Source organism: Tardiphaga sp. (genome assembly GCF_044340795.1).
Classification (GTDB): domain Bacteria; phylum Pseudomonadota; class Alphaproteobacteria; order Rhizobiales; family Xanthobacteraceae; genus Tardiphaga.
Genome location: NZ_JBIISY010000252.1, coordinates 1 through 8242, shown reverse-complemented (window position 1 = coordinate 8242; position 8242 = coordinate 1). Strand labels below are relative to the sequence as shown.

Annotated in this window: 8 protein-coding genes; 3 read left to right on the top strand and 5 right to left on the bottom strand. The window is 58.1% G+C overall.

Features of this window, described 5'->3' with window-relative positions:
• Window positions 1-383, top strand: a 383-nt coding sequence (locus ACIQ17_RS27565) for a MarR family winged helix-turn-helix transcriptional regulator (RefSeq protein ID WP_398472547.1), incomplete at its 5' end; no start/stop codon positions are given.
• Here the strand turns inward: ACIQ17_RS27565 and ACIQ17_RS27560 are convergent.
• From ACIQ17_RS27560 to ACIQ17_RS27545, 4 genes are all read right to left on the bottom strand, one after another.
• On the bottom strand, window positions 356-1573 hold the full coding sequence (locus tag ACIQ17_RS27560) for an NAD(P)/FAD-dependent oxidoreductase (RefSeq protein WP_398472545.1): 1218 nt from the start codon (window positions 1571-1573) through the stop codon (window positions 356-358). The genes ACIQ17_RS27565 and ACIQ17_RS27560 overlap by 28 nt on opposite strands.
• Window positions 1570-1890, bottom strand: a complete 321-nt coding sequence (locus ACIQ17_RS27555) for a 2Fe-2S iron-sulfur cluster-binding protein (RefSeq protein WP_398472544.1) — start codon at window positions 1888-1890, stop codon at window positions 1570-1572. The genes ACIQ17_RS27560 and ACIQ17_RS27555 overlap by 4 nt, the downstream gene beginning before the upstream one ends.
• An 11-nt stretch (window positions 1891-1901) precedes the next feature.
• Window positions 1902-3107, bottom strand: coding sequence for a cytochrome P450 (locus tag ACIQ17_RS27550; RefSeq protein ID WP_398472543.1), 1206 nt, complete (start codon window positions 3105-3107; stop codon window positions 1902-1904).
• Between the two features lie 185 nt (window positions 3108-3292).
• Window positions 3293-4504 carry an ABC transporter substrate-binding protein gene (locus ACIQ17_RS27545; protein ID WP_398472541.1) on the bottom strand — a complete coding sequence of 404 codons (1212 nt, stop codon included), beginning with the start codon at window positions 4502-4504 and terminating at the stop codon, window positions 3293-3295.
• A 249-nt stretch (window positions 4505-4753) separates the two neighbouring features.
• Here ACIQ17_RS27545 and pobA point away from each other — a divergent pair, with 249 nt between their 5' ends.
• Window positions 4754-5959: a 4-hydroxybenzoate 3-monooxygenase gene (gene pobA, locus ACIQ17_RS27540; protein WP_398472540.1), complete on the top strand. Its 1206-nt coding sequence runs from the start codon at window positions 4754-4756 to the stop codon at window positions 5957-5959.
• A 19-nt stretch (window positions 5960-5978) separates the two neighbouring features.
• Here pobA and ACIQ17_RS27535 read toward each other — a convergent pair whose 3' ends face one another.
• The gene (locus tag ACIQ17_RS27535; RefSeq protein ID WP_398472539.1) at window positions 5979-7193 is read right to left on the bottom strand and encodes an ABC transporter substrate-binding protein; all 1215 of its coding nucleotides are present in this window, start codon (window positions 7191-7193) and stop codon (window positions 5979-5981) included.
• Window positions 7194-7532: 339 nt separating this feature from the next.
• Here ACIQ17_RS27535 and ACIQ17_RS27530 point away from each other — a divergent pair.
• Window positions 7533-8242 (top strand): AMP-binding protein (locus ACIQ17_RS27530; protein WP_398472537.1); only part of this gene is annotated, 710 nt, incomplete at its 3' end.

Sequence of the window (8242 nt, the reverse complement as noted above, 5' to 3'; positions counted from 1 at the left end):
CGCAGCGCATCTGTCACGTTATTGGCTTCGACAAAAGTCTGGTCAGCAGGACGGTGAAAATCCTGGAGGAGCAGAAATACGTAAAGGTTCTCTCCGACGGACAGGACAGCCGTCGCACCGTCATCTCGCTCACACCTGCGGGCCTTGCCGTCCATGACCGGGTGATTGAGGCTGCCCTAGAGCGAGAGAAGCTGCTCTTGCAAGACTTCAGTAGCGCGGAGATCGACATTCTCTTGAAATTCCTGCACCGGATGCACCGTCGAATCGATGCTGTGAATGATTTCGTCCCTGGCTCGGATCATGACCTTGTCCGAAAGAAGACGAAGGCTTCAAAGCGCTCCGTTCGACAAGAGGTTCATGCCACACGCTTTAGATCGACCTGAGAATCCCGCGCCTGTTCGGGCGTCACCAGCCGACCCTCGGAAAGAATTTTTCTGCCGATCATGTGGTCGGCGGGTCTGTTAACCGATTCAATGCCGATCAGCCGTCCCTGGCTATAGCAGAACGTGGAGAAGACCCCGTCGTCTGGCGATCCACGGAAGACGATCTCGTCGTATCCCTGGGTGAGACCGACAATCTGCAGCTTATCGTTGCCTTGATCGCTCCAGAACCACGGCACAGCGTCGTACGGCGAGGGTTTGCCGGTAAGCCGTGCAGCAACGCAGCGAGCCTGGTCAGTTGCGTTCTGAACGGATTCGATGCGCACGGGGCTGGGTGCATAACGACAAGGGAAAAACGTGCAATCTCCAATCGCCGAAATGGCCGGATCCGAGGTGGAGAGATGCTGGTCCACCATGATGCCATGGGGCGACACCAGCAATCCCGCTGACGAGGCTATGTCGGTGTTCGGTACAATGCCGATGCCGATAACAAGGAGATCCGCGTCCAAGACCATTCCGCTGGATGTCTTCACGCTCCGGAGCTTGCCATCGATTTCAAGAGCGGAAACAACTTGTTCGCCAAAGTGGAAGTGAATGCCAGCCTCAACATGCCTGGCCTGGAAGTATGCAGAGATTGCGGGGGATACTGCGCGTTCCATCGCCCGGGCGCCCATCTCCACGATATGAACCTGGAGACCTGCTTTTCTGGCCGTTGCCGCGAACTCCAAGCCGATAAAGCCGGCGCCGACGATCACGACGGACTTCGACGTCGACATCCGCTCCCGAAGCTTTACGGCGTCATCAAGCGTTCGAACCATGTATTGGTTGCTGGAACTGCAGACCGGCGGAAATTCCCGACCTTTGGCGCCCACAGCAAGAACAAGGTGGCGATACTTGAGACTGCCATCCGCAAGCTCTACCTGACGACGGTTACGGTCGATCTCGACCACCCGGCCGGCGCGCACGTTGATTTGCTGCGCTTCGAAGAACGATGCAGGCCGAAAGTGAAGGCTTTCCGGTTCGGATCCAGATTTCATAAAGGCCTTAGATAGCGGCGGCCTCTGATAGGGCGGGTGCGCCTCGTCGTTGATGAGCGTCACGTTCCCCGAGTAGCCAGACTGCCGCAGGCACAACGCCAACTGGAAGCCGGCATGGCCTGCGCCAACGATCACAATGGGGTCGCTATCGCTCATACTTGGCGCTCCGGAAGTTTAACGACCAGCCCGTCAATCTCCGGACCCACCTTGAGCTGGCAGCTCAAGCGGCTATTGGGGAGACGCTCGCTGGCCGCGCCTTCGAGAAGTGCGTCTTCCTCCTCGGAAAGCGGCGGGAGGCCGCCCGGATCGGCTTCCACGTAGACGTGACAGGTCGCACACATGGCACATCCGCCGCATTCGCCGACGATCCCGTCGACGCCGTTCGTGACCGCCCCCTGCATGACGCTTGTTCCGGCCGCAATTTCGAACGCAAGCGCCTTGCCGTCAGCCTGGATGTAAGTGATCTGTGGCATATGCACTCCGCTTAGTTCGGGGTAATGCGAACGGGAAGGCGATCCAGCCCCCGAAGCGTGTTGTTGTAGGCGCGCGTCGGCTCGCCGGTCATCTCGATCGTGTTCACCCGCTTCGCGAGCTCGGTAAGGAATACCTCAGCTTCGAGCCGCGCGAGTAACTGGCCTACGCACATATGGATACCGCTGCCGAAACCGACGTGGCCGCTCACCCGGCGCTCGATATCGTATTCATCCGGCCTGTCCCACTTGCGGGGATCGCGGTTGGCCGACGCAAGCAGCATCAGGATCTTTTCGCCCTCACCCAGTTCGACGTCACCGATCGATACCGCACGCGTCGTGGTGCGGAAGAACGTCTGCACCGGTGACTCGAAGCGGATCGCTTCCTCGAACGCGCCACGGGCAAGACCGGGACTTTTCCGGAGCTTCGACCACTGATCGGGAAATCGTGCCACGCAATAGATCGCAGCTCCGAAGCCGTTCACAGTTGTATCCAGGCCCGCGCTGAGGAGAGAGCGCACAAGGAGAGGCGCTTCCTCATGGGTAATCTCACCGGCATCTGCCGCATCGTGGATCTTCGCGCCGATGCCGTCGGGCGCCAGATTTGCCCGCTGGCACTGTTCGGTCACCCATTGCACATGGGGCGCGGCGCGCTCGATCGCTTGCCGACGCAGTTCGTTGTCAGGTCCGAAGGCGTTAAACACGGTGCCCGCATACGGCAGCAGGTGCTCTCTCCCCTCCTGGCGCATACCGACGGCATCAGGGAACACGGAAAGCGGAAAAGCCTGTGCGAGATCTGAAATGGCGTCGAATTCACGTCGCTCGACCAGCTCATCCGCTTTGGCGGCCGCTGCGCGCACAAAGCCGTCGCGAAGGGTCTTCATCACCACAGGCGACAAAACCTTGCTCAAGACCCTGCGCGCACGTTCGTGTTCCGGCGGGTCCTTTTCAAGGACAAGACTCGGCGGCCGCCACGGCTTCTCTTTGGCAAAATCCGACATACCGACACCGCGGCTGGAGCAGAATGTCTGCCAGTCGTGAAAAGTTCGATGGACATCCTCGTAGCGGGCTACGGCCCAGATACCGTATTTCTGCAGGCGCACAACCGGGCCGGCTTCACGCAGATCGTGGTGAAACGGATACGGATCCGTCAGGAACTCGTGAGAAAAAGGGTCGATCGAAGATGTGGGACAGCTTTTCGCTTCCGCTGTAGCGTTCATGTTTCTCTCCCGAACAGCGGGTCGCGAGACCCACAGTCGATATTCTTCATTATTGCCGCAGATCACATCACAATAGTTGACCTGTCAACCATTTGTGTATGGCAGAAAATCGCCGTTCCGCTCGACCATACCAATCACAAAAGGTGCCGATGGTTTCGCAAAACGGCGATTTCGAAGACGATGACTTACTTCACCAGCGCACAACCGCCCTCCGCCATCGGGCGGAATGCTTTGTCCGCCGGGATTGTGGCGAGCAGCTTGTAGTAATCATAAGGCTGCTTGGACTCAGCTGGCTTCTTGACTTCGAAAAGGTACACAGGATGGGTCACGCGCCCGTCCTGTCTGATCGTCACATCACCGAACAGCGGATCCTTTCCGCTAACCGACTTCATTTGCGGCACAACGGCTGCTGCGTCATCGGTGCTTTTGACAGCAACCGCCTTCAAGTAGGCCAGCGTGGATGCATAAACGCCCGCCTGGTTCGCGCTGGGCATCTTCCCGTTCATTCCCGGTCTCTGCGAGAACCGCTTGGCGAATGCGCGTGTGGCATCGTCCATATCCCAGTAGAATGATTCCGTAAGCAGGAGGCCTTGCGCTGTTTTCAGGCCCATGCCGTGAACGTCGTTGATGAAGGCAAGGAAAGCTACGATCTGCTGCGGACCATCCTGCATGCCAAACTCGTTGGCCTGTTTGATGGAGTTGATCGCATCGGCGCCAGCATTCGCAAGGCCAATCACGTTGGCTTTAGAGTTCTGCGCCTGAAGGAGCGCCGAGGCGAAATCCGAGGTTCCGAGAGGATGCTTGATTGAGCCGAGGACTTTGCCGCCGTTTTTGTTGATGTAACTTGTTGCTTCGTTTTCGATCCCTTGGCCGAGCGCGTAGTTAACTGTGATGAAGAACCAGTCCTTGCCACCGCGCTGCATCATGGCGGCTGCAGTGGTGTTGCCGGTCGCCCAGGTATCATTCACCCACTGAATCGTATTTGGAGAGCAGTCTTTGCCGGTCAGGTCGGACGTCGCGGTCGACGACGCCAGGAAAGTCATCTTTGTATTACGGGCGATATTGTTGATTGCGAGACCTACGGCCGAGTTCGGCACATCGACGATCGCGTCAACCTTGTCCACGTCCAGCCATTTACGGGCGATCGCGGCGCCAACGTCCGACTTGTTCTGGTGGTCGGCGTAAACGATGTCGACCTTGATGTTCTTCCCGCCGCCATTGAAGTCTTCGGCTGCCATGCGCGCCGCCTCAACCGATCCCATGCCGTTCGTGTCTTGGAAAACGCCTGAAATGTCGTTGAGGACACCAATTCTTACGACATCGTCAGAAATCTGGGCTTGAGCAGGGCCTGAAGCCATGAGGGCAACCGCCAAAATGCACCCGTGATGAGTCTTCATTGTTTCCTCCGTGTGTGAAATCCGGCGTTTGCCAGAGGTGCTTCATCCTCGACAGAAGGTGCATGCACCGCGCAATGATCGAAACAACCATTGCCTGACGCTGCAAGTCGCCCGCTCGGGGAAGCATTGAGGGTAATGCAATGGAAAACAGTTGAGTTGTCAACCATTCCAACATGTGCTGAATAACCGCACATCGCGCGCCTGCCCGACTGTCACTTATGGATAGTTGCGCAGCACTAGGAGAACATCGTGAGGACCAAGGTCGCAATCATTGGAGCCGGGCCGGCGGGCATGTTACTCGGCCAGCTTCTCCACTCGTACGGTATCGAAAACGTCATCCTTGAGCGGCAGACCAAAGATTACGTCTTGAGCCGGATCCGGGCCGGTGTTCTCGAGCAGGGCACCGTCGAGATGCTTGAAACGCTCGGTATTACCGGGCGGCTGCACGCCGAGGGCCTTGTCCACGAAGGCATCGAGCTTCTCTTCGGAGGCCAGCGGCATCGCGTGGACCTGACGCGCGCCTCGGGAGGCAAGGCTGTGACGGTGTATGGGCAGACGGAAGTCACACGCGACCTGATGGATGCGCGCGAAGCTGCCGGGCTCACAACGCAGTACTTGGCGCAGGATGTTGCCCTGCATGATTTTGATGGCAAGAACCCGCGCGTTTCCTACACGAAAGACGGTTTGACCCACGAGCTCGCTTGCGATTTCATTGCGGGTTGTGACGGCTTTCATGGTGTGAGCCGGAAAGTACTCCCCTCCTCCGCCCTGCAAACATACGAACGCGTGTATCCGTTTGGATGGCTCGGCCTTCTATCAGATACGCGCCCCGTCTCGAACGAGTTGATTTACACCAACCACGAGCGAGGGTTTGCGCTTTGCTCCATGCGATCGCCGACGCGCAGCCGATACTACGTTCAGTGTTCTCTCGACGAAAAGGTCGAAGCCTGGACGGACGACATGTTCTGGGATGAACTCAGGCGACGCCTCGATCGGGAAGCGGCCGAATCGCTTATCACTGGCCCATCACTCGAAAAGAGCATCGCGCCGCTCCGCAGCTTCGTCGCCGAACCGATGCGGTTCGGACGACTCTTTCTTGCCGGCGACGCTGCCCACATCGTTCCGCCAACGGGTGCGAAAGGCCTCAATCTCGCAGCGTCTGACGTGCATTATCTTTCACATGCGCTCCGCGAATTCTACGATGATAAGTCGTCTGCAGGACTCGACCACTACTCCGCGACGGCACTCAAACGCGTCTGGAAAGCTGTTCGTTTTTCCTGGTGGATGACATCCATGACGCACCGCTTCCCGGACAATGACGGGTTTGCCACCAAGCTCCAGCAAGCAGAGCTCGACTATGTCGTTCGATCCAGCGCGGCGCGATCGTCACTGGCGGAGAACTACGTCGGCCTACCCTATTCATTCGGGAAACCTGCCGACGGCGCTCGGGAATGAGAGCCGTCGGCAGAAGCCGTCAGCCCTTCACGAGCTTGCAACCGCCTTGTGCCGCCGGCCGAAACGCTTCTTCTCCCGGTATCGTCGCGACAACCTTGAGCAAATCCCATGGTCCTTTCGATTCGTCAGGCTTCTTGACTTCGAGGAGATAGAGCGGATGGATCTTCCGGCCATCTTCGCGGATATACCCCTTGCCGAATAGGATATCGTCGGTCGGCATCTGCTTCATCGCTGCTACGACAGCGCGGCCGTCCCCTGCCCCGCCGACTTTGTTGACGGCCTTCAGGTAGTGAATGACCGAAGAATAGACGCCGGCCTGCATGTCGTTCGGATAGTTCTTCTGCGGATGACGCGCAGAGAATTTGCGCGCGAATTCTCGCGTATCATTGTTGAGATCCCAATAGAAGGGATTCATGATCTGTGCGCCTTGAGCCGCCTGAAGTCCGAGCGACGGCACGCCGTTCATGCCGAGGATCAGTCCGACCAGCCGTTGCTTTTTGGTCAGACCGAATTCCGCTGCCTGCTTGATCAAAGTGATCGTGTCATCGCCGGCGTTGGCGATTCCCACGATGTCGGCTCCAGAGGCCTGCGCCTGCAGCAGGAACGACGCATAGTCCGCCGTCCCGAGGGGATGTCTTACGGTGCCCACCACCTCGCCGCCTGCGGCCTTTACAGCCTCTACAGCTTGTTTTTCGAGATCATGTCCAAAGGCATAGTCTGCTGTGAGAAAAAACCATCTCTTGCCGCCTTGAGCGACGACGGCTTTACCCAATCCACGTCCATAAGCGTAGGTGTCGTAAGTCCAGTGAACGGTGTTCGGCGTACATTTTTCGCCAGTCAGCAAGGCTGTGCCGGCTCCCGAACCCACGAAGACTTTGTTCTGCTGTTCGCCCATGTTGGCAACTGCCAGGGCAATGGCTGAGTTCGGAAGATCGAATATAGCGCTGACGTTCTCGTTTTCGAACCAGCGCCGCGCGATCGTAACGCCCGTATCTGTCTTATTCTGGTGATCAGCCGAGACAACCTCTACCGGCAGTCCGGCGGCTTTGCCGCCGAGATCTTCCACGGCTATCTGGGCCGCAATGACCGATCCAATTCCCTGATAGGTCGAGAACACGCCAGACTGGTCGTTGAGGACTCCGATCTTGACTTTGTCTTGCGCCAAGGCAGCCGACGACAGGTGGGCCATTGCAACTGCAATAGTCCACGCGAAAAGCGCGCTTACGCGTCGCATAGTTTCTCTCCCTCAATGATAGTTTTTGGTTCTTGTCACCGTGGCCGCGATCGGTGCGGTCCAACGTCGGACTCATATCACGCGCGCGTATATAGTCCACTCGGAAACAAATGAGCTCATGACGTCATCGGCCAAACCTGTCCGCGCTGCCGCGCAATACACGCATGCTGCACTGCACGCGCGGTTCCGAACGTGACGTGAACGACAAACATACGCGATGTACTTCGTCGGCTCTGCGGATATCATCCACTTTGACACTAAATTGATGGCCGTCTATGGATCCCGCAATCCTTAGGGTGACATCTACGCCCAATAAAAATGAGATCATGGGAGAACGCGATGGCCATCGAGCAGGTGGGGCAGGATGTCGGTATCGAACGTTTCACAAAGAATATTCAAATGGTCGAGCAAAGGGACGATGGCGTCCTTCTCGTGCGCTCTGCTCACGAGCTTAGGCCATACCCGGCTCGTCTCCACGACTATCTGATGCACTGGGCCGATTCCGCCGGAGATCGCGTTTTTCTCGGCGAGCGCGACGTTACGGGGGAATGGGCGACGATCAGCTACGCTGAGACCGCCCGACGTGCACGAACCATCGCACGTGGCCTTCTCTGGCATGGATTGGGACCGGACCGACCGCTTCTGATCTTGTCAGGAAACTCGATAGCCCATCAGCTGCTCGCACTGGGGGCGAGCATCGCGGGCGTTCCCTACACGCCTTTGTCAGTCCCCTATTCCACAGCCAGTGAAGATCTCTCCAAGCTGAAATACGTGCTCGCGTTGCTGGATCCCGGCATGGTGTTCGCGGAAGACCCGGACGCATTCAGCCGCGCGCTGCAGCTGCCTGAAATGCGCGGCCGCACGATCGTGGTGGGGGCCGGCAGCGGCGGGACATGGCTCACTGTTGAGCAGCTGTTGGCGTCCGGATCGGCTCCAACTTCGACAGCATCCGCAGAAGTCGGGCCGGACACTGTTTTGAAGGTGCTCTTCACGTCCGGATCGACGGGGATGCCCAAGGGCGTCATCACAACGCACCGCATGACCTGCTC

What these genes read in the sequence shown, in the direction of transcription:
- ACIQ17_RS27535 (WP_398472539.1), bottom strand. Translation starts at nt 7,193, where the DNA reads ATGCGACGCGTAAGCGCGCTTTTCGCGTGGACTATTGCAGTTGCAATG.
- ACIQ17_RS27550 (WP_398472543.1), bottom strand. Translation starts at nt 3,107, where the DNA reads ATGAACGCTACAGCGGAAGCGAAAAGCTGTCCCACATCTTCGATCGAC.
- ACIQ17_RS27545 (WP_398472541.1), bottom strand. Translation starts at nt 4,504, where the DNA reads ATGAAGACTCATCACGGGTGCATTTTGGCGGTTGCCCTCATGGCTTCA.
- ACIQ17_RS27555 (WP_398472544.1), bottom strand. Translation starts at nt 1,890, where the DNA reads ATGCCACAGATCACTTACATCCAGGCTGACGGCAAGGCGCTTGCGTTC.
- ACIQ17_RS27560 (WP_398472545.1), bottom strand. Translation starts at nt 1,573, where the DNA reads ATGAGCGATAGCGACCCCATTGTGATCGTTGGCGCAGGCCATGCCGGC.